Genomic DNA, 24,663 nt, shown 5'->3' on the forward strand with positions numbered 1-24,663 from the left:
GGCGGGCACACCTGCGCCGTAGCAATGTGAGATATTCACTGTCTTTCTTCCCAAGGAAGCCTGTTCTCCCTAGAAAGGAGGTGATCCAGCCGCACGTTCCCGTACGGCTACCTTGTTACGACTTCACCCCCCTCACCCTCCACACCTTCGACGCCTCCCCCCAGAAAGGTTGGGCCGGCGGCTTCGGGTGCAGACGACTCGGGTGGTGTGACGGGCGGTGTGTACAAGGCCCGGGAACGCATTCACCGCGGCATGCTGATCCGCGATTACTAGCAACTCCGACTTCATGGGGGCGGGTTGCAGCCCCCAATCCGAACTGGGGCCGGCTTTCAGGGATCCGCTCGGCGTCGCCGCCTGGCATCCCGCTGTACCGGCCATTGTAGCACGTGTGCAGCCCTGCGCATAAGGGGCATGATGACTTGACGTCGTCCCCGCCCTCCTCCGCCTTGACGGCGGCGGTCCCGCGTGGGTTCCCGGCATCACCCGATGGCAACACGCGGCGGGGGTTGCGCTCGTTGCGGGACTTAACCCAACATCTCACGACACGAGCTGACGACAGCCATGCACCACCTGTGCGCCCTCCTCTCGGCCACGGGGTCTCCCCCGCTTCAGGCGCATGTCAAGCGCAGGTAAGGTTCTTCGCGTTGCTTCGAATTAAGCCACATGCTCCGCTGCTTGTGCGGGCCCCCGTCAATTCCTTTGAGTTTTAGCCTTGCGGCCGTACTCCCCAGGCGGGACGCTTAATGCGTTGGCTGCGGCACGGAGGGATCGTCCCCCCACACCTAGCGTCCATCGTTTACGGCTGGGACTACCAGGGTATCTAATCCTGTTCGCTCCCCCAGCTTTCGCGCCTCAGCGTCGGTCTCGGCCCAGAGGGCCGCCTTCGCCACCGGTGTTCTGCCCGATATCTGCGCATTCCACCGCTACACCGGGCATTCCACCCTCCCCTGCCGGACCCAAGCCGCGCGGTTCGGGGGGCGGCCCGGGGTTGAGCCCCGGGATTTGACCCCCCGCCTGCGCGGCCGCCTACGCGCGCTTTACGCCCAATGAATCCGGATAACGCTCGCCCCCTACGTATTACCGCGGCTGCTGGCACGTAGTTAGCCGGGGCTTCTTCTGCAGGTACCGTCTTGACTCGTCCCTGCTGAAAGCGGTTTACGACCCGAAGGCCTCCATCCCGCACGCGGCGTCGCTGCGTCAGGGTTTCCCCCATTGCGCAAGATTCCCCACTGCTGCCTCCCGTAGGAGTCTGGGCCGTGTCTCAGTCCCAATCTGGCCGGTCGGTCTCTCAACCCGGCTACCCGTTGTCGGCACGGTGGGCCGTCACCCCGCCGTCTACCTGATGGGCCGCGGAGCCATCCCCCTCCACCTGGGTTTTGCCCGCGGCGAGATGCCTCGCTGCGGGGTCATCGGGTGTTACCCGCCGTTTCCGGCGGCTATCCCCGAGAGGGGGGCGGGTTCTCCACGTGTTACTCAGCCGTTCGCCACTCGCTTCCACCCGGAGGTGGGTGCCGTTCGACTTGCATGTGTTAGGCGCGCCGCCAGCGTTCATCCTGAGCCAGGATCGAACTCTCCGTCCAATTGAAGACCCGCGGGAGCGGGTCTGATCGGTCGCAGTGCCCGTCCGGCCGGCGTGACGCCGATCGGATCCATCTGATTCGCGTTCGTTCGTACTGGAAAGTGATGTGGAATCGCGGGGCCTGGCGCTCAAGCCAGACCTCACTCATTCGCTCATCTGCTTGGTACACGATCGCACCTCGATGGGTGCTCGTCTTCCCTTGCATATCCTCGCAGTATCCGGTTCTCAAGGTGCCCGCCTGCGCGGCGGCGCCGCGCGGCAAGGAGATATATTGCCAGACGCCGGGGCCGCCGGGGGCGGGAATCCGGGCCTCCACGGAGTCTTCACATTTGCGTGCAACTTCACGATTAGTTGCACTATATGTTGTGTTTTCAAACGCCTGCCGCGCCGTAGCTACCGTTTGCCGAACCCGTTTCTTAAGACAGCTCGCCCCTTGCTACATCGCTTCCGGCATCGAGCAGCTCATCGCGTTGTTCGACGGTTGCCGCCTCCGCGTATACGCGGACGACCGGCTCGGTACCGCTGGGTCGCAGCAGCAACCAGGATTCGTCCTCGAATTCGAACCGCAGGCCGTCCATATGGCTTACGCGCACCGGCTTTCGCCCTGCGATGTATTTGGGGTTGATTCCCGGCAACATCGTGCGCAGCACCTCGATGCTCTCGTTTTGCAGACGAAGATCGCGCCGAGCATAGCTCGTCGCGCCGAATGCACGCTCCAGTTCCTCGACCAGCTCCCCGAGCGTCTTGCCCGTCATGGCCATAAGTTCGCACAGCAGCAGGACCATCAACAGGCCGTCGCGTTCCGGGAAATGCTCGGGGATTCCAAAGCCACCCGTCTCCTCGCCGCCCATCAGGACGCCGCCCTTTCTCATCTCTTCATATATATATCTAAAGCCGACGGGTTTGATCACATAGCGGCAATCGAGCGCACGCGCCACACGACGCGTGAGGACCGACGACGCCAGCCCCATCACGACACGGCCGCTCTTTCCATGGTTCTTGACGAGATGACCCAAGATCAAGGAGAACAGCTTATGCCCGTTCACGAACCGTCCCCGCTCGTCGACGGCTCCGACCCGATCGGCATCACCGTCGTTGATCAACCCCGCGCGGGCGCCGCAGGCGATAACCGCCTGCTCGCAATCGTCCACCCAAGGCTCGATGGGCTCCGGACGCATATCCCGAACCCCTTCGTCGTCGACCCCATGGATCTCGTCGACCTGAACGCCGAGCCTTCGCAGAATCGCCGGCACGTAGCCACGCCCCGCACCGTACATCGGATCGTAGACGACATGCAGGCCAGCCTGCGCGATGGCGTCGGCATCCACCATCGCCACGAGTGCATCGAGGTACGGGGTGACGATGTCCTTCTCCTCGATCGGTCCGCGTGCGTCCGTCGGATCGGGGTCGATGGCACGCTCGACCTCGGCGGCGAATTCGGACGATCCGGCGCCTCCGTCCGAAACGCGGAACTTGACGCCCAAATAGTCCTCCGGATGATGCGATCCCGTCACGATCAGACCGCCGCATGCACGCGAATCGTTGGCGATCGCCCATGAAACCGCCGGCGTGGGCACGTATCGGTCGGATAGGCGGACGACCAAGCCGTGGCCCGCGACGACGCGGGCGGCGAGGCGCGCGAATCGATCGGCACCCTCACGCGTGTCATATCCGACATATACGATCGCCCCGGGATCGCTTTGCGCCCACAGAGCGCCGGCGGCATCCGCGACGCGGATGACGTTTTCCTCCGTGAACTCGGCGTTTCGACGCGCCCGCCAGCCATCGGTTCCAAATCGAATCATGTCACTCATGAACTGCATCGCTCCCGTGCTTCGCTTCGTGTGTGACGCCATGCGAACTTTTTATATACCCCGCTCGACTCCATGCAGTCACATGGGTGTCGAGGGTGTCTTTATTGTGGTGAGCGCTCCTCGAGGCAGCCGGAAAGCACGCATGCGACCTGCACGTCGGTCCCGCAGCATCCGCCAACGATACTCGCTCCATCGTCGCACCAGCGGGCGCATGCGTCCGCGAATCGATCGGTGAGGTCCTCCCAGACGAGCGCACCCTCGTCATCCCTATGCGGCGCGCCCGCATTCGGCCTCACCGAAATAGGCAGATCGACCGCCCGCGCCATCAGCGGCACCGCGGCATCGGCGGCGGCAAGGGAACAGCAATTCACCCCGACGCTCGCCACGCCATAGCCGCTCGCCTCCTTGCACGCGCGCGACAGCTCGGCACCATCGCCCAGCAGGCGGCATTCATCATCCACCGCGAAGCTGACGAGTACCGGCATGCCGGATGCGACATCCATCACGCCCGTCAAGGCGGGTTGCAGATCATGCAGCGACGTGAATGTCTCCAGCAGGATGCCGTGGGTTCCCGCATCGAGTAGGGCGTGCGCCTGCTCCCGATATGCCGCGCGTACCGCGCGGAACTCGGATGTTTCGGGTTCCTCCCACGACAGGCCGCACGGCCCCATCGAGCCGATAACGCACGGAGTTCCTGCGCGCCTGGCGCACGCGACGGCCGAACGGTTCACATCCTCCATGGACGCACCGATGCCGTCACGCGCGAGCGCGGGCGCACTCGCCTGGAAGGTATTGGTGAGCATGATGTCGGCACCGACGGCGCGATAGAGGCTGTGCAGCCGGATGACCTCCTGCGGCTCGGCGATATTCCAGTACGCCGCGGGAACATCCTCGCATCCCGCATACTGCATCAGGGCACTCCCCATAGGCCCCTGCATGAGGAGTGGGAAGCGGCCGAGCCGGTCGGTCAGCCAAGAAGCCCCGATCCGGTCGTATCGCCCGGCATCGAGCGAGTCAAGCACCGAGAAGCGTGCAGCGTCAGGAGGGGTGCTCACTTGTCACCGACCGAGATACCCTGCTGCTCCAGATACGCAAGCCAGCGCTCCATGGTGTCCTCGGATAGCGCGTGCTCCATCATGCAGGCCTCGGCATCCGCCCGATCGAACTCGACACCGAGCTCCTGGGTCAAAAACGTCCGAATCAACCGATGGCGATACCACACCGCCTGACCGAGCGCGCGGCCGGGCTCCGTCAGGATGACCTTGCCGTAGTGCGATTGCTCGACCAATCCCTGCTCCTTGAGGACCGTGACCGCCTTGTTGACCGAAGCCTTCGAAACATTGAGCTGCTGGGCGATATCGACCGAGCGCACGCCCTCGCCCTGCACGCCCTCGTCCTCGAGCCGGACGATGCACTCCAGATAGTCTTCGTTCGCAACCGTCAGGTGAAGCTCGCGGGAAATATCGGTGGTATCCATAGGGTCGTCCTCTCCGTTGCGTATCGCGTCCCAGTGTAGCGCATCGCCGGCTTATGGGCGGCGTCCCGCAAGGCGACGGGCTATCTGGTCGCCTACTGGCATTCTTATATGTATAGCTGTATGCTGTACAATGTCATACATCTTTCTAAGGATCGGCCATGGCACAATCGATCTTGAGCGTCCGCATGGACAGCGAAACCAAAAAACAGTTTGCAGCATTCTGCAACGAAATCGGCATGAGCGTCTCTACCGCCATCACCCTCTTTGCCAAACAGACGCTCCGCGAAGGTCGCATTCCCTTTACCATCGGTTTATCCGACAGCCAGCGTACGCAAGGGGCGATTCCACGGTCGATCTTGGCCGTTTCCACCATTAAGGATATCGTCGCCGAAGAAGCTAGACGGCACGTCGGCATTTCCGCCGTCGTGCTCTTCGGATCGTACGCGCGTGGCGAAGCATCCCCGGAAAGCGACATAGACCTGCGCATCGTATACGACGACGATGGGCTTACCCTTCTCGATCTCGCTGCGTTCTCGGAAGCGGTGCGCGAGCGCACGGGGAAAAACATCGACATCGTATCGAAGGCAGACTTGGGTGACGACGAATTCGCTCACACCGTTGAACGCGAGGGAATGGTTCTATATGAGCGCCAGGAGCAGTGACGACGCACGCGTAACTGAAATGTATCGCGTCATATGGGAAACTCGAGAGAGGATCCGCGAGCTCAACCTGACGAAATCCGCTTTCGTATCCGACGAGTCCGCACAAGGACGCATGAACGCCGACGGCATCTTTATGTGCGTCTTTCGCGTCGCAGAAGAAGCGGGCAATATGTCCAACCAAGCAAAAAGGACATATTCGGATATACCTTGGAAAGCCATCCACGGCATGAGGAACATATTTGCGCACGACTACGGCAGACTCGACCGCTCGATCGCCTGGAGTGCCGTGACGGAAGATTTCCCAAAGCTCGAAGCGTTTTGCAGGCGATACGCCGCCGACCGTGGCTTGAAGCTGTAGCAGCCCTAACCGACAAGTTTGTACCTGGCACCATCTTGTCGTGACAGAAGGCGTTGGCAGTATTCGACGCGACGTTCACCCAGCAGCTCCACCTCGCGTTCGACTCGATATTGGAACACAAAGCCGAGCTTCTCCTGCACGCGGCGCGAGCGCTCGTTGCCCTCATAGTATCCCGCCCAGATCGAGATAAGCCCGAGCTCATCAAAGCCGTATGCCACCACGGCCCGCGCAGCCTCCGTGGCATAGCCAAGGCCCCAGTGCGCTGCGCCGATCCAGTAACCGAGTTCCGCCTCATCGATACCCGCCATCTCCGAAGTGTCCTCGTGTTTAAGGGCGACGGCTCCCACAAGCGCCCCCGTGGTCCGTTCGACGATGGCAAAGCTATCGGGCATCATCAAGACATTGCGAATGATCCCGGCGCTCTCCTCCACACTGCGATGGGGAGGCCAGCCCGCCGCCGGACCGACCCTCGGGTCGCGCGCAAGCTCAAATAGGGCATCGGCATCGTCTTCGCGCCAAGAGCGCAACAGCAAGCGATCGGTTTCCAGCATCTCCAAGCTCCATCGGTATCTGCACGGTGACTTCACACATGCAATCGTAGCCGACAAGTTTGTACCTGGCACCATCTTGTCGCGTGCTACGCTGTAGGCGGATTTCATATCGGCGACGATCTTCAAAGGAGCAATCATGTCCGAATCGAACGAACCCGACGTCCTATCCCGATTTCTGAGGTACGTCGCCGTCAACACCGAGTCGAGCGACGAGCACAGCGACCACGTGCCCTCCACCCCGTGCCAGTTCGATCTGGCGAACCTCCTGGCCGATGAGCTGCGCGCCATGGGCGCACACGATGTCGAGGTCAGCGAGCATGCCTACGTCACCGCCCATATCCCCGCGAGTACTGGCTCCGAGGAGGCTCCGAAGCTCGGCCTGATCGCCCACCTCGATACCACCGAAGCCGCCCCCGGCGCGAACGTCAAGCCCCATATCGTCACCTACGAAGGCGGAGATCTTGTCTGCGGCGTCGTCGATGGCGAGCCGATCTCCATCTCCCCCGACAAGATCGCCGATCTGAACGACCTCGTGGGCGAAGATCTGATCTGCACCGATGGTACCACGCTGCTCGGCGCCGACGATAAGGCGGGCGTCGCCGAGATCATGGCGCTCGCATACCGCCTGCTGCAGGACCCCTCGATCCCCCACCCCGGCATCGGCGTCTGCTTCTGCCCCGACGAGGAGATCGGCCACGGCGCCGAGTTGCTCGACATCCCCGCGTTCGGCTGCACGTACGCCTACACGGTCGACGGCGGCCCCATCGGCGAGCTCGAATGGGAGTGCTTCAACGCGGCCGAGGCCGTCGTGCGCTTCGACGGGTTCTCCATCCATCCCGGCGACGCCAAGAACCGCATGGTCAACGCCTCGAACCTCTTCGTGGCGTTCCATGAGCTGCTGCCCGCGGTCGAGCGGCCCGAGCACACCGAGGGCTACGAGGGCTTTATCCACCTGTGCAGCGTCTCGGGCACCGTGACCCACGCGACGGCGCGCTATATCGTCCGCGACCATGACGCCACCAAGTTCCAGGCCAAGCTCGACCTCATGCAGCGAGCCTGCGACTTTATCAACGCCCAGCAGGACGAGCCGCGCGTGTCGCTCGAGATCAAGCACGAGTATCGCAACATGGCCGAGATCGTCGCCGATTATCCGCAGCTGATCGATATCGCGAAATCCGCATTTTCCGCTGCCGGCGTCGAGCCGAACGTCATCCCCATCCGCGGCGGCACCGATGGCGCGCAGCTTTCGTTCCGCGGCCTGCCGTGCCCCAACCTCTCGACCGGGGCGTACTGCTGCCACGGTGTCAACGAGTTCATCCCGGTCTCGTCGCTCGTGACGATGGTCGATGTCCTGGAGCAGCTCGTCCGCTCCTTCGCGTAAGACCGCGCGCGGCGACATCACCGGTAACGCAAGCGCGGGGCACCGTCGACGGACGGTGCCCCGCGCTTCTTTTCACGCGATTAGCCAGGGGGACGAGCGAACATCGCTGCAGCCCCGTCGGCGCTTCGTGCGAGCTACTCGGTCTCGGTCGGGACCTCTTCGCTCTCGGTACCGGCCTCCTCGCTGGAACCGGTCGTCGCCATGCCGTACGCCCAATCATCCGAGCTGTTGTTGGCAAGATCGCCGGTCGTGGCGCCCTGGCCCTCGCCGCCGGTGCCCATCGTCTGCGGGCCCTGCGGATCCTCGCCCGCATCGACACGCTCCATCATCGCGGCAAGCTCGGCCTCGTGCACGAACACGTAGCTCTGACCGTCGATGTAGGTGTCCTCGCCGGCCCACGAAGGCAGGTTGGCGGACCAGATCTCGTCGGTATCCATGCCGCGCATCGCGGTGACGAGCGACACGATATCCTGCGGCGACAGATCGGTCACGACCATGTTGGACAGCGATTCGATAATGCCCATGATGTTCGTGACGTCCATCTCATTCAGCAGCTTGTCCGCGAGCGCGGAGAGCACCTGGCGCTGGTGGCGCATGCGCGTGTAGTCACCGTCGGCGTACTGGTAGCGGGCGCGGGCGTAGGTGAGCGCCGTCGCGCCGTCCATGTGCTGCCAACCGGGTTCGATGGTGATCTCGAGGTGCTCGGGATCGTCGACACCGTCGGTGGCGTTGATGTCGATACCGCCCACGGCATCGATCAGCGACTTCATGCCCTCGAAGTTGATCTCGGCATAATGCGATATCTCCACGCCGCATAACTGGTTGACGGCCTCGACCATACCCTCGGCGCCGCCGTAGGAATGTGCCGCATTGATCTTCATGGTGGATCCGTTGTAATCGATCTTGGTGTCACGGGGAATCGAGATGAGGGCGACCTTCTTCTCGGTGGGGTCGACGCGCGCCAAGATGATCGAGTCGGCACGATACGTCTCCTCACCGGGGCGTCCGTCGGTACCGAGCAGCAGCATGTAGAACGGCTCGCGCGTCACGTTGGTATCGACGAGCGTCGCGAGCAGGTTATCCGTGATGATCGAAGCGTTGTTCAGGTTGCCGACGACGCGGTTGAACCACAGACCGGCGGCGGTGCCGACGCACGCGATCAGTCCGAGCAGCGTCACGAGCACGACGCGGCGGATGCGCTTGCCGCGCTGACGCTGATGGGCGCGCTCGGAATACCGCGCCACGTTGTCGCGGCTGTAGACGCGACTGGCTGAGGCGTTCGAGTGACGCGCGTCCTGTACGGGTTTATTCCTCATAAGGGTACCTGCTTAATCGTCGATCGAATCCGGACGGGTCGCGCGCTCGACGCACGCGCCGAGACCCACGAGCTTGGAAACGAAGTGCTCGTATCCGCGGTCGATATGATGAATCGCGGAAACCTCGGTATACCCGTCGGCGATCAGGCCGGCGACCACCAGCGCGGCGCCGCCGCGCAGATCGGGAGAGACGACCTGCGCACCGGAGAAGCCCTTCACGCCATGGATCATGGCGTGGTGGCTCTCGATACGGATATCGGCGCCCATGCGCACGAGCTCGGACGCGAACATGAAGCGGTTCTCGAAGATGTTCTCGGTGATGACGGAGCTGCCGTCGGCGAGCGCGGACAGCACCATCGTCTGCGCCTGCATGTCGGTGGGGAAACCCGGGAACGGCAAGGTCTGGATGTCCACCGGCCTGATGCGCTCCGCACGCCTCACGCGCACGCCGCCCACGATCCGCTCGATATCGATACCCATGAGCTCGAACTTCTTGAGCACCATACCCAGATGGCTGGAGTTGAAGCCCACGACGTCGATGCCTTCGTCGCCCGCCATGAGCGCGCCGGCGACGATGAAGGTTCCTGCCTCGATGCGGTCGCCGATCACGCGATGCGTCACCGGGTGCAGCTCGTCGACGCCCTCGATCTGGACGACGGGGGTACCCGCGCCGGAGATCTTGGCGCCCATCTCGTTGAGCATGTTCGCCAGATCGACGATCTCGGGCTCGCGGGCCGCATTGTCGATGACGGTGGTGCCGCGGGCGCGCACGGCGGCCATGATCAGGTTCTCGGTCGCGCCGACGCTGGCGAACTCGAGCGTCACCGTCGTGCCGACAAGGCCGTCGGAAGCATCGGCATGGATATAGCCATGGTCGGTGTCGAAATGGACGCCTAGGGCCTCAAGGCCGAGGATGTGCATATCGATCTTGCGGGCACCCAGGTTGCAGCCGCCGGGCATGGCGATCTTCGCCTTGCCGAAGCGGCCGAGCAGCGGACCCATGACCGCAGTGGATGCACGCATCTTGGCAACGAGGTCGTAGGGAGCCTCCCACGAATCGACCGCGGAGGTGTCGATGGCGAGGCTGTGCTCATCGACCACCTCGATGGTGGCGCCCATGCGCTTGAGCACCTTTCCCATCACGTGGACGTCCGAGATGTTCGGCACGTTCTCCAGCGTGGTGACGCCCGGCGCCAGAAGCGTCGCCGCCATCAACTTGAGCGCTGAGTTCTTGGCTCCGGATACGTGGACGCTGCCGTTCAGCTCATGTCCACCTTCGACGCGTATGATATCCAAGCGCGGTCCCTTTCGATATGAATATGCCCGGGGACGCGCCCCGGGCATGATGAAACCCCTGAACTGTATCGGACGCGCCGCTAGGCGTGCACGTCGAGCAACAGTTTACACCATGCGATTTCATTATAGAGGTACGCACGGCGTGCATCGTTCTCCGACAAAACGCTCAACTGGTCTTCAAAACCTCGCATCTTCTCGGTCACCTGGTCGGCATCGACGGAGGCCATGTCGCGGGCGCGCTCGGCCAAGATGATGACCTCGTCGTCGGCGATCTGGGCATATCCGCCGCTCACCGCGAACCGGTGGTCGACCGTCCCCATCGCGACATCGCACACGCGGACGTAACCGGCGCCGAGCGTGCAGATCTCGCTTGCGTGACGCGCGGCGACACCCAACTCGCCGTCGGTCGAGGGAAGGGCGACGAAGGCCGCCTCGCCCTCGTACTCACTGTGCTCGGGACACACGATCCGCAGCTGCATGGCCATGTGCTACGCCTCCATCTTCGCGGCGCGCTCGCGCACGTCGTCGATGGTGCCCGCATAGCGGAACGCCTGCTCGGGCAGATCGTCGCACTCGCCGTCGACGATGGCGGCAAACGAGCGGACGGTATCCTCGATGTGGAGGTACACGCCGGGGTTGCCGGTGAACTTCTCGGCCACGTGGAAGGACTGGGACAGGAACTGCTGCAGCTTGCGCGCACGGTCGACCGTAAGGCGCTGCTCCTCGGACAGCTCGTCCATACCGAGGATCGCGATGATGTCCTGTAGGTCGGAGTACTCCTGCAAGATCTCCTGGACCTTGACGGCGACGCGGTAGTGCTCCTCGCCCACGATGGAGGGATCGAGGGCGTCGGACGAGGACGCGAGCGGGTCGATGGCAGGATACAGGCCGAGCGCCGCGATGGAGCGCGACAGGACCGTCTGCGCGTCGAGGTGCGTGAACGTCGTGGCGGGTGCCGGGTCGGTCAGGTCGTCGGCAGGCACGTAGACGGCCTGCACGGAGGTGATCGAACCGGTCTTGGTGGAGGTGATGCGCTCCTGCAGGTCGCCCATCTCGGTAGCCAGCGTGGGCTGGTAGCCAACCGCCGAGGGCATGCGGCCGAGCAGGGCCGAGACCTCGGAGCCCGCCTGGGAGAAGCGGAAGATGTTGTCGATGAACAACAGGACGTCCTGGCCGCGATCGCGGAAGTACTCGGCCGTGGTGAGGCCGGCCAGGCCGATGCGCAGACGCGCTCCGGGCGGCTCGTTCATCTGGCCGTAGACCAAGCAGGTCTTGTCGATGACGCCCGACTCGCTCATCTCGAGGTAGAGGTCGGTACCCTCACGCGTGCGCTCGCCGACACCCGTGAAGACCGAGGTGCCGTTATGCTCCTGCGCAAGGTTGTTGATGAGCTCCTGGATGAGGACCGTCTTGCCGACGCCGGCGCCGCCGAACAGACCCGTCTTGCCACCGCGGATATAGGGCTCGAGCAGGTCGACCGCCTTGATGCCGGTCTCGAAGATCTCGGTCTTGGTCGTGAGCTCGTCGAAATGCGGAGCCGCGTGGTGGATGGGGTAGTACTCCTCGATCTCGGGCATGGGCTTGCCGTCGACCGGCTTGCCCAGCACGTTCCAGATGCGGCCGAGCGTTCCTGGGCCGACGGGCATCTGCATGGGCTCACCGGTGTCGACGGCGGGGATGCCGCGCGTCAGACCGTCGGTGGAGGTCATGGCGACCGTGCGGACCACGCCGCCGGGCAGCTGGCTTTCGACCTCGAGGACGGTGCTCACGTGTCCCATGGGCGTCTCGGCCTCGACGGTCAGGGCGTTGTAGATCGCCGGGACCTGGCCGTCGAACTTGACGTCGACGACGGGACCGACGATGCGGACGATACGCCCTTCGCCCGCGGTATGGTGGGTAACGGCATCCTTGATGTCGTTCATATCGGTGCTCGTTGCCATTGCTACTCCTCCAATGCAGAGGCTCCGCCCACGATCTCGTTGATCTCGGTGGTGATGGAAGCCTGGCGAACACGGTTGTAGGTACGGTTCAGCGTCGCCACGATCGCCGTCGCGTTCTCGGTCGCGGAATGCATCGCCTTGCGGCGGGCACCCTGCTCGGAAGCGGCGGAATCGATAAGCGCCTGATGGATGACGGTCAGGACGTACGAGGGCACGAGGCCGCCCAGCACATGGGAGGCGGAGGGCACGAAGCTGAACGACGAGGAGACGCGCTCGGGCGCATCGCTCTCGTTGCGGCGCGGACCGCGCGCGAGCGCGACGGCCTCGGCATCGAGCGGAAGCAGGCGCTCCACGCGCAGCTCCTGGTCGACGCGGTTGCGCGCATGATGGTAGACGAGCTCGACGCGGTCCAGGTGCCCCTGGGCGTACCCGTCGCAGATGTAGCTCGAGATCATGCGGGCCTGCTGCAGCGTCGGATCGGCGGACGACCCCTCGAAGTGCATGACCCGATCGGGGTTCTGCGCGAAGTAATCGCTCACCTTGCGGCCGCAGGTGATGATCTCGCACGCGATGCCGGAGCGGGCGCACGCCGCCGCGATCTTGTCGGTTGTGCGCTCAACCAGAACGTTAAAGCCTCCGGCGAGACCGCGATCGGACGCGATCGCCACGACGAGGACGCGCTCCTCCCTATCGTGGGTGCGCAGCAGCGGGGCGTCGCCCGCCGCATCGGTGTCCTGGGCGACCGTCAGCATGACGTCGGTCAGGGCCTTCTTGTAGGGTTCCGCGCCGTACGCGCGATCGAGGGCTCGACGGATCTTCGCCGTCGAGACCATCTCCATCGTGCGCGTGATCTGCTTCGTGCTCGTGACCGAAGTGATTCGCTTTTTTATCTCGCGAAGGTTGGCCATGGAGCTTAGTTCTCCTCGGTTTCGCCCTCAGGCGTCGCGGCCTGGGTGGCGTGGTTGCTTGCGAACTCGGACTTGTAGTCGGCGATCGCCTGCGTGAGCTTTCGATCGAGATCGCCCTCGATCTTCTCGGTGCGAACGCGGTCCAAAAGCCTGCCGTAGCTGTTGTTCATGTACTGGATCAGGCCGTCGCGGAACTCGAGCACCTGCGAGATGGGCAGATCGTCGATGAAGCCCTTGTTGCCCGCGAACAGGGCGACGACCTGCTCGGCGACGTCGAAGGGCTTGAAGCGGGACTGCTTGAGCAGCTCGGTCATGCGCGAGCCATGCGTCAGCTGCTTCTGGGTCGCGGCGTCCAGGTCGCTTCCGAACTGGGCGAAGCCGGAAAGTTCCTGGTAGGATGCGAGGTCCAGACGCAGGTTGCCGGCAACCTGCTTCATGGACTTGATCTGGGCGGCGCCACCCACGCGCGACACGGAGATACCGACGTCGACGGCGGGACGCTGACCCTGGAAAAACAGGTCGCTTTGCAGGTAGATCTGGCCATCGGTGATGGAGATGACGTTCGTCGGGATGTAGGCCGACACGTCGCCGTCCTGGGTCTCGATGAGCGGCAGCGCCGTCATGGAGCCGTAGCCGTTGGCCTCGGAGAGCTTGCAGGCACGCTCGAGCAGGCGGGAGTGCAGGTAGAAGATGTCACCGGGATACGCCTCGCGTCCGGGCGGACGACGAAGCGTCAGCGACATCTGACGATACGCGACGGCCTGCTTGGACAGATCGTCGTAGATGATCAGGACGTGGCCGCCGGGATTCTCGGCGCTCGCCGGCTTTCCGTCGGCGCCGTTGTACATGAAGAACTCGCCGATCGCGGCGCCGGCCATGGGCGCGATGTACTGCATCGGCGCGGACTCGGCGGCGGTGGCGGACACGATGACCGTGTAGTCGAGGGCACGGTGCTCCTCGAGCGTCGCGCGGATGTTGGCGACCGTGGACGCCTTCTGGCCGATCGCGACGTAGATGCAGACCATATCCTTGCCGCGCTGGTTGATGATCGCGTCGATGGCGATGGCGGTCTTGCCGGTCTTACGGTCGCCGATGATCAGCTCACGCTGGCCGCGACCGACCGGGATCATCGAGTCGATGGCGAGCAGGCCGGTCTGCACGGGCTCGCACACGGGCGTGCGGTCGATGACGCCAGGGGCCTTGAACTCGATGGGACGATAGTGGGTCGTGTGGATCTCGCCGAGGCCGTCGATGGGCTCGCCGAGCGGGTTCACGACGCGGCCGAGCATGGCGCGGCCGACCGGGATATCCATGATGTGACCGGTCGTGCGGCACTCGTCGCCCTCCTTGATGACCGAGACGTTGCCGAACAGAACGGCACCGACCTCGTCACGCTCGAGGTTCTGGGCGAGTCCGAAGACCGTCTCACCGGTCTCGCTGCTCTTGAACTCGAGCAGCTCGCCGGCCATGGCGCTGCGCAGGCCGGACACGCGCGCGATACCGTCTCCCACCTCATCGACGAGGGAGACTTCCTGCGTGTCGACGACCGCGTTCAGCGAATCGAGTTTCTCCGCGAGGGCCTGGGCGATGGTCTGGGCGGTAATGATCTCAGCCATTGCTGGCCTCACCTCCTTGGAATAGCTGGACGCCACCGAGCGTCTTGCGCGCGGCGCGCAGCTGGGTCTTGACCGAGACATCGCGACGCTGACCGCGCGCCTCGAGCACGATACCGCCGATGATGGACGGATCGACCTTCTCGATGAGGGACACGCGGCGGCCGAACTGCTCCTCGCACATCTTCGTGATCTGCGCGCGAAGCTCGTCGTCGAGCTCGACGGCGGTCGTGACGGTCACGCCCACGACGTCCGCGTCGTCCTCGGTCATGGCACGATAGGTCTCTGCCACCTGCGGCAGCAGGTCGAGCTGGTCGCGCTCGACCATGGTCTTGACGACCGCCAGGACCTCGGGGCTCGCGTTCGACAAGACGTCGAGCGCATCAAGATCTGAGAACACGTGGCCCTCTGCCTTCGCCGCCTCCAACAGCGAGCGAGCGTAGGTCTCGAGGATCCTGCTCTCCCTACGGCTAGTCGGCATTCAGGCTACCTACCTCTTTGATGTAACGCTCGATGAGGCGACGCTGCTCGCCGTCCTCGTCCAGGGTCTTCTCGACGATCTTGGACGCGACGGACACCGAGAGGTCGGCGATGGTGCCGGCGGCCTCGGCGTACAGCGAGCGGCGCTCGTCCTCGGCGTTGGCGCGGGCCTTGGAGATGATCTCCTCCGCCTCGGTATGCGCCGCGGCGATGATGCGGGCACGCTCGTGCTCGGCGTCCTGACGGGCCGCGAGCACGATCTCGGCGGCCTGACGGCGCGCGTCGGCGACGAGCTCGTCGGACGCATGGCGGTCGTCGATGGCCTTCTGCTTGGTGCGCTCCGCCTCCTCGAGGCTGTCGGCAATCCGGCGGCTGCGCTCGTCCATCATCGTCAGGACCTTGGGCCAAGCCACCTTGGCCAGCACGACCCAGATGATGAGGAAGGCGATGAGCGCCGGGATGAACTCCGCCATGTTGGGGATGAGGATGGCCGGGCCACCCGCGGACCCCTCGGCGAACGCCGGCACGGGAGTGGCCATCAGCGCGCACGCGACGGGCACGGCTGCTCCGGCAGCACGATTGAGTAACTTCATGTTCCGCTCCTTACTCGACACGATGCGCGAGCAATTAGGAGATCAGCGTGACGACGAAGCCGATGAGGCCGAGCGCCTCGGTGAACGCGGACGCCAGGATGAAGACGGTGAACGCGCGACCCTGGACCTCGGGCTGGCGAGCCATAGCGCTCGTGGCGCCGAACGCGGCGAGGCCGATGGCCAAGCCGGCACCGATAACACCGAGACCGTAACCGATAACTCCCACAATTCCTCCTTTGTCGTGCGCCTTGTGGCGCAGGATACCCTTATATTCGACAGGGCCGGGAAACCCGACCCGAGTCAACGGAACAGATCGCCGATCAGTGGCCCTCGGCCTCGGCGATCTGGATGTAGACCGCGGCGAGGACCGTGAAGACATATGCCTGGACGAACGCGACGATGAGCTCGACCGCGTAGATGATGAGCAGGATGGCGAGCCACGCCAGACTCGGCAGCGCCCCGAGGGCGTTCATGGCGCTGAAGTGCTCGAGCAGCGGCTCGGCGAACAGCGTCGCCATGATCGAGAACGAGCCCATGACGATGTGGCCGGCGAACATGTTGCAGAACAGACGGATGGCCAGCGTGATGGGACGCAGCAGCAGCGAGAAGACCTCGATGACCCACACGAACACGTTCATGGGGAACATCACGCCCGCCGGAGCCAGGCTCTTGATGTACCCGATCACACCGTGCTTCTTGCACCCGAAGTACACGAAGTAGATGAACGTGACGAGCGCGAGCGCCGCGGTGCAGCCGATCGCGCCCGTGCCGGGCTTGCAGCCGGGGATGAGGCCGATGAAGTTGTTGACGAGGATGAACAGGAAGATCGTCGCCAAAAACGGGAAGTGGCGGCGCCACTCGGTGCCCACCACGCCCTTGGCGACATCGTCCTGGACGTACTCGATCAGATATTCGACGCCGTTGACGAACACGCCGCGGGGGACGAGCGTCTGGCGCTTGATGAAGACGAGCATGATCGCCGCGAACACGATCGCGGCGACGAGCAGCCACACCGAATACTGCGTGAGTCCGGCTCCCAGACCACCCACGACGGGCATCGAGGAGAACTCCGAGACCAGATGGTTGATCTCTTCGGGCAGCTTGGAAAACGCGTCCAAGGTTCCACCTTCCTACGGTCGCCGGCGACGCCGGTGCCAACGACTTAATCCGTTTTCGCGATAACCGCGATGGCGACACCGATCCAGCATACGAAGAAGCCGACCAGTTCGCCCGCGACGAACGCGACCAGCGCCCCGGGTGACAGCAGGTGCACCACGACGACACCCACGAACAGGATGACGAACGAGGCACCGACTCCCAGCATGCCCTTGACCATACTCGCGTCGCACATGCGGCGCAGCATGGGTACGATCGCCAGCAGCAGCGGGACGAAGGCGAACACGCCCACAAGACAACCGATGGCGAGCGCGGGACCATGCTGGACAAGGCCGAATGCTGGCATCGAGCTACCTCCCGGGCGCCACGCAACCCACGAAAACGTGGGCACGCGAACGTCGTGTGACTAGTATAGGCAACGAATCCGAAAATTCAATCCGATGTAACAAGCGACACAATGCAAGCGTACCAAAGAAAAGCCCCCTGATAGCGACAGGGGCCTGCACTTACCGTGTGCCGAAGATGCGGTCGCCCGCATCGCCCAGGCCCGGCACGATGTACGCATCGTCGTTCAACCGTTCGTCGACCGAGCAGGCGAAGATGCGGACATCCGGATCAGCGCGGAGCACGACGTCGAGCCCTTCGGGCGCGGCGACGATGCAAAGGAAACGGATGTCGTTCGCCCCTTGGGCGCGCAGGTACTGCAGGGCCGCGGCCGCCGAGCCACCGGTCGCCAGCATGGGGTCGACGACCAGGCACACGCGCTGTCCGATGTCCTCGGGCAGCTTAGCGTAGTACTCATGGGGCTCGTGGGTCACCTCGTCGCGGTACATCCCCAGATGACCCACGCGCGCGGCGGGGATCAGGTCGAGCACGCCGTCGACCATGCCCAGACCGGCGCGCAGGATGGGGATCACGGCGAGCTTGCGACCGGCGATGCGCTCGGCATCCATCTCGCACAGCGGCGTCGTGATGCGCACCGGCTCGACCGGCAGGTCGCGCGTCGCCTCGTAGCACTCGAGACGTGCGAGCTCGCGCACCAGGTCGCGAAACTGCTTGGTGCCGGTGCGCTCGTCGCGCAGGATGGACAGCTTGTGTTTGACGAGCGGATGGTCGACCACCGTCACCCGTGCCCTATCGAATTCCTTTGCCATATCGTATGACCTCCTCATAACCGAAAAAGCGCCCGGACGCCCTCTGCGGACGGTCCGGGCGCCATGCATCGGGCATATCCAGCCTAGTCGAGCGCCATGACCTTCGCGACGCGGTCGGCGTGGCGGCCGCCCTCGAACGGGGTCTCCAAAAACACGCGGATGATCTCCTTGTTGACCGCAGGCTCGACGAAACGGCCCGACAGGCACAACACGTTGCCGTCGTTATGGCGACGGAACAGGTCGGCGAACTCGGGCGTGGTGATCGAGGACGCGCGGATACCGGCGACCTTGTCGGCAGCGAGCGCCATCCCGATACCCGTGCCGCACACGAGGATGCCGCGATCGGCGGTGCCGTCGGCGACGGCATGGGCGACCGACGCGGCATAGTCGGGATAGTCCACACGGTCATCGGAATCGGGCCCCATATCCATGACATCGAGCCCGAGTTCGGTCGCAAGGTAATCCACGAGAATCTGCTTCTGTTCGAATCCGGCATGGTCTGAGGCGATGGCGACGCGCATATATGGGTCCTTTCAGCTCGCTGGTGTCGGGGCGGACGGTGCCCTACCTCACTCTATCACGGTTCGGGTCCGCGACACCGCATCGCGCCAGCCGGCAAGATAGCGCGCGGTGTCCTCAGGGTCTCCCCGCGGCTCGAACCGCCTGCCGTGGGCATGGTTCTGCAGAAGCTCCTCACGGTCCTCCCAATATCCGACGGCAAGACCCGCAAGGTAAGCCGCGCCGAGCGCCGTCGTCTCGACGGAGTCCGTCTGGACGACCGGAATGCCGAGCAGGTCGGCTTGGAACTGCATGATGAACTCGTTGCGCGAGGCGGCGCCGTCGACCGATAGGCCACCGAGCGTCATATGGGAATCGGCTTCCATAGCGCGCAGCACGTCGTGACTCTGATAGGCCATGGACTCGCATGCCGCACGCACCAGCGTGGCGCGGTCCGAGGCGGCCGTCAGACCGGCGATGAGGCCGCGGGCGGTCGGATCCCACCAGGGCGCCCCGAGACCGCTGAACGCCGGCACGAGGTAACATCCCGCGTTGTCCTCGACCGACTGCGAGATCTCGGCGGTCTCGGCGGCGTCCGCGATGATACCGAGCTTGTCGCGCAGCCACTGGATGACCGACCCCGCGTGGAATATCGACCCCTCGAGCGCGTAGGAGATCGTGCCGCCCTCCGCGATCCCGATCGTCGAGATCAGCCCGTTTTCCGAGCGGACGATCTCGTCGCCCGTGTTCATGAGCATGAAGCAGCCGGTACCGTAGGTGTTCTTCGTGTCGCCGCGCTCGAAGCAGCAGTGTCCGAACAGCGATGCCTGCTGGTCACCCGCCACACCCGTGATGGGCGGCATATGGGTCATGACCTCGCTCGACACATGCCCGAAGTCCCCGGAGCTCCACCTGACCTCCGGCAGCATCGAACGGGGAATCCCCAGCATGTCCAAAAGCTCGTCGTCCCAATCGAGCGTATGGATGTTGAACAGCATCGTCCTGCTCGCGTTGGTGTAGTCCGTCGCGTACACCGCACCGCCGGTGAGGTTGTAGATCAGCCAGGTGTCGATGGTGCCGAACATGAGCTCCCCGGCCTCGGCGGCCTCGCGGGCGCCGCTCACGTTGTCCAGCACCCATTTGATCTTCGTCGCCGAGAAGTACGGATCGGGTGTCAAGCCGGTCTTGTCGCGAATCACGTCTTCATAACCCGCCGCGATCAGCTCGTCCACGATCGAGGCGGTGCGGCGGCACTGCCACCCGATCGCGTTATAGATGGGCTGCCCGCTGTCGCGATCCCACACCACACAGGTCTCGCGCTGGTTGGATATGCCGAGCGCGGCGATCCGATCGGAATGGATGCCGCTTTTGAACTGCACCTCCGCCATGACGGCGATCTGGGACGCCAAAATCTCCATCGGATCCTGCTCAACCCACCCGGGTTGCGGGTAGCTGACCGATATGGGCTTGGCGGCGCTCGCGACGATGTCGTCGTACTCGTCGACGATCAGCGCTCGGACGGACGTCGTCCCGGAATCGAGCGCCATGATATAGCCGCTCCCCTGCACCGGATATGCGCCTTCGGAAAGGGTGAGATCGACGAGGCTGATGGACATCGGGCATCTTCCTTCACTGGGGATCGGATTCGAACACCGAGCGGATACGATCGTCTGACAGGGCGCCGTGACGCAGGATCTCGAGCTCGCCCTCCAGGCACGACACGATGGTCGACGCGTCCCGACACGGGGTCGGGCCGCCATCGATCGCGATATCGACGCCGGCGAGGATGCGCGACTCGACCGCATCGAACGAGATGGGCGCGGGAGCGCCGTGCGTGTTAGCGCTCGTCACCGCCAAGGGCGACTTGCACATGTGGACGAGCGCGCGAATGGTGGGCGAGGCGGAGGCGCGCAGTGCGACCGTGCCGTCCGCCGCCTGCATGAACGTGGGGACACCGGGCGCGGCGCGCACGATGAGGGTCAACGCTCCCGGCCAGAACTCCTCGGCCAGACGGCGCGTCTGGGGCGTGATGTCCACACCGTATTCGTCAAGCGCCTCGGGGCCGCTCACGAGCCACGGCACCGTCTGGGCGATATCGCGGCGTTTCAACGAGAAGATGCGGCGGTACCCGCTGCCTTCAGGAGGAAGCTCGTCGCACCCGGCGTACGCCGCCACCGACACGCCGACGCCGTAGACGGTCTCGGTCGGTAGAAGCGCCAAGTTCCCTGCGCGCAGCGCCATGGCGGCATCGCATGCGGCGAGAGGATGCGGGCACGCATCGCCTGTCACCCGATAGATTCGCTGCATGCCGGTCCCTTCGCGCATAGTGAAACAAAACGTTTTACCGCGGCGGCGTCACGCTACGGTTCGCAGCATTGTCTCACGTCGCGCGCCACCGCGGCGCCGCGGTTCATACCCACCGGATAAACGGGAAACTGCATTCGGCAAAGGGAGCCGGATGTGCGCAAGCTGTGCACCGGAAGCGACGATACGGGAGAGCCCTCCGGGGGCCGAACCTATTCCCGCACAAAACGGCGACGTGCGGCGGCAACCGCCGCCTCGGGCACGCGCGCCAAGATGAACCGTGGGCGCCCCGGCAGGTCCCGGGCGATGCGGACGTCCTCGAAGCCCGCCGCCCGGCAGATCTCGGCCGCGGCATCGAGCGTCGTCTCGTGAAGCTCGCAGGCGAGCAGACCGTCCGAGCGCAGCATGCTCGGTGCGGCGTTGACCAGCCGCCGGAAGATATCCAGGCCGTCGGCGCCGCCCTCGAGCGCCAGGTGCGGCTCGTAGTCGGCGACCTCGCGGGGAAGTTCCCGCATCACATCCGTCGGGATATAGGGAGGGTTGGACACCAGCACATCGAACGTCCCCCATTCGGTCTCGCGATCGAGCGGGGACACGAGATTACCCTCGCGCACATCGACGACGTCGGGCGCGACACCGAGGGCGTCGCGATTCCGGCACGTCAGCGCCACGGCGCGCGGCTCGATATCGGTCGCGACGCACGTCACGCGACCGGGCCGCTCGACGGCGAGCGATAGCGAGATGCACCCCGTGCCGCAGCCGACCTCGAGCACGCGCGCGACGCGCGGCCCCTCGGCATCGGCCGAGGCGTCATCATCGGGCATCTTTTCCTCGACGTCGCCGGCATCGTCGGCAACGACAGGCGCAGGCCCCTTCTCCGCCCCATGGCGGTCGGCATCCGTCTGCGGTTCGCCCTCCTCCGAGCCATCGGCGTCATCGCGCTCGGCGGCCTGCTGTTCCTCGGCGCGGCGCGCCGCCTCGACCTGCTCGTTCCACGGCAACACGGTCCGCTCCCGAGCAGCCAGACGCCCGGAGTCCCCCAGCACCTCCCGGTCGATAAACGTCAGGACCTCCTCGACGAGCACCTCCGTCTCGGGACGTGGGATCAGCACGCCCGGTTCGCAGGCGATCTCGATGGTGCGAAACGAGGTATCGCCCACGATATACTGCAGCGGCTCCCCCTTCGCACGACGGACGACGGCCTGGTGCATGCGTGACAGCTCGTCCGCGGACAGGGGTTTCGCGTAATCCATATACAGTTGAATGCGCTTCAATCCCGTCACGGAACACAGGAGCCACTCGGCGGACACCCTCGGGCTCTCGATTCCCTTGGACTCGAGATACGCATTCGTCCAATCAAGGCATCGCTTGATGGTCCATGTCTCGTCCATGATCCGCTCCCTCAACACCGGCCGTCGTTTCCAAGCGATTCTATACCACTGGGCACGCGCATCCGTCGCCAACGACAAATTGCAGCTTAGAGGGGCAGAATCGACGCTTTCCTCCCCATCGCCCGACCCGCGGGCCGAAATGCCCCGACGGTTATCCGACAGCCTCTGCGAAAACGCGACGGAGAGGACGAAGCGTCACGCTTCCGGCGCCGCGGCATCGACCCGCATGGAAACGCCCCCGCCGCTCAAGCGACGGGGGCGAGACGACAACGACGTGCCCGGTTCCCCTATCACGCGTGGATAGCAACGGTCAGATCATCGCGAACCTGGACGCGACCGTCCGCGAGCAGCTGCACCACCTGCGGGTACAATTCATGCTCGATCTCGTGGATATGGGACTCGAGGGTATCGACGTCCCAGCCCTCCTCCACCGCCAGGGCGCGCTGGGCGATGATGGGGCCCGCATCGTAGGCGGCGTTGGCGAAGTGCACCGTCACGCCGGTGACCTTGACGCCGCGCTCGTACGCGTCGGCGATCGCATGCGCGCCGGGAAAGCTCGGCAGCAGCGCCGGGTGTAGGTTGACGATACGGTTGGGGAAGGTCGCGAGCAGCGGGGCGCGCACCATGCGCATGTAGCCCGCCATGATGACGTACTCCACGCCATGGGCCAACAGCTCGTGCGCGATGACCTCGTCGGCCGCGATGGGGTCGGCATAGATCTCCTTGGAAAGCGTGAGCGTCTGGATACCCGCCTCCTCGGCACGCTTGAGGCCGTACGCGGAGGGACGGCTCGACACCACGAGCTCGATCGAGGCGTTGAGGGTGCCGTCGGCGATACGATCGATCAGCGCCTGCAGATTGGTACCGGAACCGGAGATGAGCACGCCGATCTTGAGCGGCTCGAGCCCGCCGGCCTCACAGGCGGCGGCGCGAGCGGCCTGGATCTCGTTGTTGTCGATGACGTGGAGCTCCTCGTCGGCGAGATTCGACGCCTCCGAGGCGTCCTTGACCGCACGGGCGAGCTCGCCGTCGACGTTCGCGTTGAAAAACGCGTCGCTCGGCAGGGCCTCGGGCGGCAGGCCGGCTTCCTCGATCAGCTTACGGTACTCGTCGCTACTGCTCATCGGAGTACACCACCTTGCCGGAACCGGCGACGCAGGTGCCCACGCGGAACGGCTGCTCGCCCATCGCGGTAAGCTGCTCGACGATGCCCGCCTCGTCCTCGGGGGCGCAGATGATGCACAGGCCGACGCCCATGTTGAAGGTCTTGCAGGCCTCGTTGGGAGCGAGTTCGGCCTGATCGGCGATGTAGGTGATGACGGGCGGCACGTCCCAGCCCATCTCGGAGCCGTTGCGCGTCACCACGGCGTCGACGTCGTCGGCGAGCGCGCGGTTGAGGTTCTCGGTGATACCGCCGCCGGTGATATGGGCGAGCGCGTGCACCGGCGCCCCCGCGCGCAGCAGGTCGAGGATGGGCTTCACGTAGATGCGGGTGGGCGCGAGCAGCGCGTCGGCGAGATTCAAGCCGGGCGCGACCTCGATGCCCTCGAGCTCGGCCTTCTTGGCAGCGGCCTCGGGCGTGCCGGGCACGACGCCGTCCACGCCGATGACCTTGCGCACGAGCGAATAGCCGTTGGAGTGGACGCCGGTCGAGGGCAGGCCCAAGATGACGTCGCCGGGGCGCACGTTCGCCGGGTCGAGCATCTTGGGACGGTCGACGACGCCCACGGCGAAGCCGGCCAAGTCGTAGTCGTCCGGACGCATGACGCCGGGATGCTCGGCCATCTCGCCGCCCACGAGCGCGCAACCCGAGAGCTTGCAGCCGTCGGCGACGCCACGCACGATCTTAGCCATATGCTCGGCCTCGATATGGCCGATGGCGATGTAATCGAGGAAGAACAGGGGCTCGGCACCCGACGCGAGGATATCGTTCACGCACATGGCGACCAAGTCCTGACCCACGGTCTCGTGACGGTCGAGGATCTGGGCGAGCACGAGCTTGGTGCCCACGCCATCGGTGCCGGAGATGAGGATGGGATCCTCCATGTCCTTGAGGGCGGCGGCGGAGAACAGGCCGCCGAAGCCGCCGATGCCGCCGATGACCTCGGGTCGGTTGGTCTCGGCAACCATCTGCTTGATCGCATCGACCGCACGCCCACCTTCGGCGGTGTCGACGCCGGCGTCCTCATAGGTGACGTGCTTGGTGTTCTCGCTCATGCGCATCCTTTCGAA

At 64.6% G+C, this 24,663-nt stretch carries 25 protein-coding genes and 1 rRNA gene; 3 read left to right on the forward strand and 23 right to left on the reverse strand.

What is annotated here, in order from left to right; translation table 11 throughout:
* Window positions 1-73: 73 nt before the first annotated feature.
* From I6E04_RS05655 to I6E04_RS05670, 4 genes are all read right to left on the reverse strand, one after another.
* Window positions 74-1,580 (reverse strand): 16S ribosomal RNA (locus I6E04_RS05655).
* A 415-nt stretch (window positions 1,581-1,995) separates the two neighbouring features.
* A complete protein-coding gene (locus I6E04_RS05660) occupies window positions 1,996-3,393 on the reverse strand; it encodes a phosphoglucomutase/phosphomannomutase family protein (protein WP_235422230.1) in 1,398 nt (465 codons plus the stop codon).
* A gap of 101 nt (window positions 3,394-3,494) precedes the next feature.
* Window positions 3,495-4,448, reverse strand: a complete 954-nt coding sequence (locus I6E04_RS05665) for a homocysteine S-methyltransferase family protein (RefSeq protein WP_328225483.1) — start codon at window positions 4,446-4,448, stop codon at window positions 3,495-3,497.
* On the reverse strand, window positions 4,445-4,870 hold the full coding sequence (locus tag I6E04_RS05670) for a metal-dependent transcriptional regulator (protein WP_235422232.1): 426 nt from the start codon (window positions 4,868-4,870) through the stop codon (window positions 4,445-4,447). Before I6E04_RS05670 ends, I6E04_RS05665 begins: the two co-directional genes overlap by 4 nt.
* Before the next feature lie 158 nt (window positions 4,871-5,028).
* Here I6E04_RS05670 and I6E04_RS05675 point away from each other — a divergent pair, with 158 nt between their 5' ends.
* Both I6E04_RS05675 and I6E04_RS05680 read left to right on the forward strand, forming a co-directional pair.
* Complete coding sequence (locus I6E04_RS05675; protein WP_235422233.1) at window positions 5,029-5,532, forward strand: type II toxin-antitoxin system RelB/DinJ family antitoxin; 504 nt, start codon at window positions 5,029-5,031, stop codon at window positions 5,530-5,532.
* On the forward strand, window positions 5,513-5,890 hold the full coding sequence (locus I6E04_RS05680) for a HepT-like ribonuclease domain-containing protein (protein WP_235422234.1): 378 nt from the start codon (window positions 5,513-5,515) through the stop codon (window positions 5,888-5,890). The genes I6E04_RS05675 and I6E04_RS05680 overlap by 20 nt, the downstream gene beginning before the upstream one ends.
* Before the next feature lie 5 nt (window positions 5,891-5,895).
* On the opposite strand, the gene I6E04_RS05685 is transcribed toward I6E04_RS05680, so the two are convergent.
* Window positions 5,896-6,441, reverse strand: a complete 546-nt coding sequence (locus I6E04_RS05685) for a GNAT family N-acetyltransferase (RefSeq protein WP_235422235.1) — start codon at window positions 6,439-6,441, stop codon at window positions 5,896-5,898.
* Window positions 6,442-6,577: 136 nt separating this feature from the next.
* Between I6E04_RS05685 and pepT the strand changes: the two genes are divergently transcribed.
* A complete protein-coding gene (gene pepT / locus I6E04_RS05690) occupies window positions 6,578-7,822 on the forward strand; it encodes a peptidase T (RefSeq protein ID WP_235422236.1) in 1,245 nt (414 codons plus the stop codon).
* Window positions 7,823-7,956: 134 nt separating this feature from the next.
* On the opposite strand, the gene I6E04_RS05695 is transcribed toward pepT, so the two are convergent.
* The 18 genes from I6E04_RS05695 to purM form a co-directional block, all read right to left on the reverse strand.
* A complete protein-coding gene (locus tag I6E04_RS05695) occupies window positions 7,957-9,138 on the reverse strand; it encodes an LCP family protein (RefSeq protein ID WP_235422237.1) in 1,182 nt (393 codons plus the stop codon).
* Window positions 9,139-9,150: 12 nt separating this feature from the next.
* Window positions 9,151-10,434: a UDP-N-acetylglucosamine 1-carboxyvinyltransferase gene (gene murA / locus I6E04_RS05700; RefSeq protein ID WP_235422238.1), complete on the reverse strand. Its 1,284-nt coding sequence runs from the start codon at window positions 10,432-10,434 to the stop codon at window positions 9,151-9,153.
* A gap of 80 nt (window positions 10,435-10,514) precedes the next feature.
* Window positions 10,515-10,919, reverse strand: a complete 405-nt coding sequence (atpC, locus tag I6E04_RS05705; RefSeq protein WP_328225488.1) for an ATP synthase F1 subunit epsilon — start codon at window positions 10,917-10,919, stop codon at window positions 10,515-10,517.
* 3 nt (window positions 10,920-10,922) lie between these two features.
* On the reverse strand, window positions 10,923-12,374 hold the full coding sequence (atpD, locus tag I6E04_RS05710; RefSeq protein ID WP_289615174.1) for a F0F1 ATP synthase subunit beta: 1,452 nt from the start codon (window positions 12,372-12,374) through the stop codon (window positions 10,923-10,925).
* A gap of 2 nt (window positions 12,375-12,376) precedes the next feature.
* Window positions 12,377-13,282, reverse strand: a complete 906-nt coding sequence (atpG, locus tag I6E04_RS05715; protein ID WP_235422239.1) for an ATP synthase F1 subunit gamma — start codon at window positions 13,280-13,282, stop codon at window positions 12,377-12,379.
* Window positions 13,283-13,287: 5 nt separating this feature from the next.
* A complete protein-coding gene (atpA, locus tag I6E04_RS05720; RefSeq protein ID WP_235422240.1) occupies window positions 13,288-14,898 on the reverse strand; it encodes a F0F1 ATP synthase subunit alpha in 1,611 nt (536 codons plus the stop codon).
* The gene (atpH, locus tag I6E04_RS05725; RefSeq protein ID WP_235422241.1) at window positions 14,891-15,376 is read right to left on the reverse strand and encodes an ATP synthase F1 subunit delta; all 486 of its coding nucleotides are present in this window, start codon (window positions 15,374-15,376) and stop codon (window positions 14,891-14,893) included. The genes atpA and atpH overlap by 8 nt, the downstream gene beginning before the upstream one ends.
* Window positions 15,366-15,968, reverse strand: a complete 603-nt coding sequence (atpF, locus tag I6E04_RS05730) for a F0F1 ATP synthase subunit B (RefSeq protein WP_235422242.1) — start codon at window positions 15,966-15,968, stop codon at window positions 15,366-15,368. Before atpF ends, atpH begins: the two co-directional genes overlap by 11 nt.
* Window positions 15,969-16,002: 34 nt before the next feature.
* Window positions 16,003-16,194, reverse strand: coding sequence for an ATP synthase F0 subunit C (locus I6E04_RS05735; RefSeq protein ID WP_019127352.1), 192 nt, complete (start codon window positions 16,192-16,194; stop codon window positions 16,003-16,005).
* Between the two features lie 94 nt (window positions 16,195-16,288).
* Complete coding sequence (atpB, locus tag I6E04_RS05740) at window positions 16,289-17,086, reverse strand: F0F1 ATP synthase subunit A (protein ID WP_235422243.1); 798 nt, start codon at window positions 17,084-17,086, stop codon at window positions 16,289-16,291.
* A 44-nt stretch (window positions 17,087-17,130) separates the two neighbouring features.
* The gene (locus I6E04_RS05745; protein ID WP_235422244.1) at window positions 17,131-17,430 is read right to left on the reverse strand and encodes a hypothetical protein; all 300 of its coding nucleotides are present in this window, start codon (window positions 17,428-17,430) and stop codon (window positions 17,131-17,133) included.
* A gap of 160 nt (window positions 17,431-17,590) precedes the next feature.
* Window positions 17,591-18,238, reverse strand: a complete 648-nt coding sequence (upp, locus tag I6E04_RS05750; RefSeq protein ID WP_235422245.1) for a uracil phosphoribosyltransferase — start codon at window positions 18,236-18,238, stop codon at window positions 17,591-17,593.
* 83 nt (window positions 18,239-18,321) lie between these two features.
* Window positions 18,322-18,759: a ribose 5-phosphate isomerase B gene (gene rpiB / locus I6E04_RS05755; RefSeq protein WP_235422246.1), complete on the reverse strand. Its 438-nt coding sequence runs from the start codon at window positions 18,757-18,759 to the stop codon at window positions 18,322-18,324.
* 48 nt (window positions 18,760-18,807) lie between these two features.
* On the reverse strand, window positions 18,808-20,352 hold the full coding sequence (gene glpK, locus I6E04_RS05760; protein ID WP_235422247.1) for a glycerol kinase GlpK: 1,545 nt from the start codon (window positions 20,350-20,352) through the stop codon (window positions 18,808-18,810).
* Between the two features lie 13 nt (window positions 20,353-20,365).
* Entirely contained in the window at window positions 20,366-21,043 is a 678-nt protein-coding gene (locus tag I6E04_RS05765) for an L-threonylcarbamoyladenylate synthase (protein WP_235422248.1), read from the reverse strand.
* A 209-nt stretch (window positions 21,044-21,252) separates the two neighbouring features.
* On the reverse strand, window positions 21,253-22,434 hold the full coding sequence (locus I6E04_RS05770) for a N5-glutamine methyltransferase family protein (RefSeq protein WP_235422393.1): 1,182 nt from the start codon (window positions 22,432-22,434) through the stop codon (window positions 21,253-21,255).
* 287 nt (window positions 22,435-22,721) lie between these two features.
* Window positions 22,722-23,375: a phosphoribosylglycinamide formyltransferase gene (purN, locus tag I6E04_RS05775; RefSeq protein WP_235422394.1), complete on the reverse strand. Its 654-nt coding sequence runs from the start codon at window positions 23,373-23,375 to the stop codon at window positions 22,722-22,724.
* 169 nt (window positions 23,376-23,544) lie between these two features.
* The gene (gene purM, locus I6E04_RS05780; RefSeq protein ID WP_235422249.1) at window positions 23,545-24,648 is read right to left on the reverse strand and encodes a phosphoribosylformylglycinamidine cyclo-ligase; all 1,104 of its coding nucleotides are present in this window, start codon (window positions 24,646-24,648) and stop codon (window positions 23,545-23,547) included.
* Between the last annotated feature and the right edge of the window lie 15 nt (window positions 24,649-24,663).

It is taken from the genome of Collinsella tanakaei, assembly GCF_021531055.1.
GTDB lineage: Bacteria > Actinomycetota > Coriobacteriia > Coriobacteriales > Coriobacteriaceae > Collinsella > Collinsella tanakaei_B.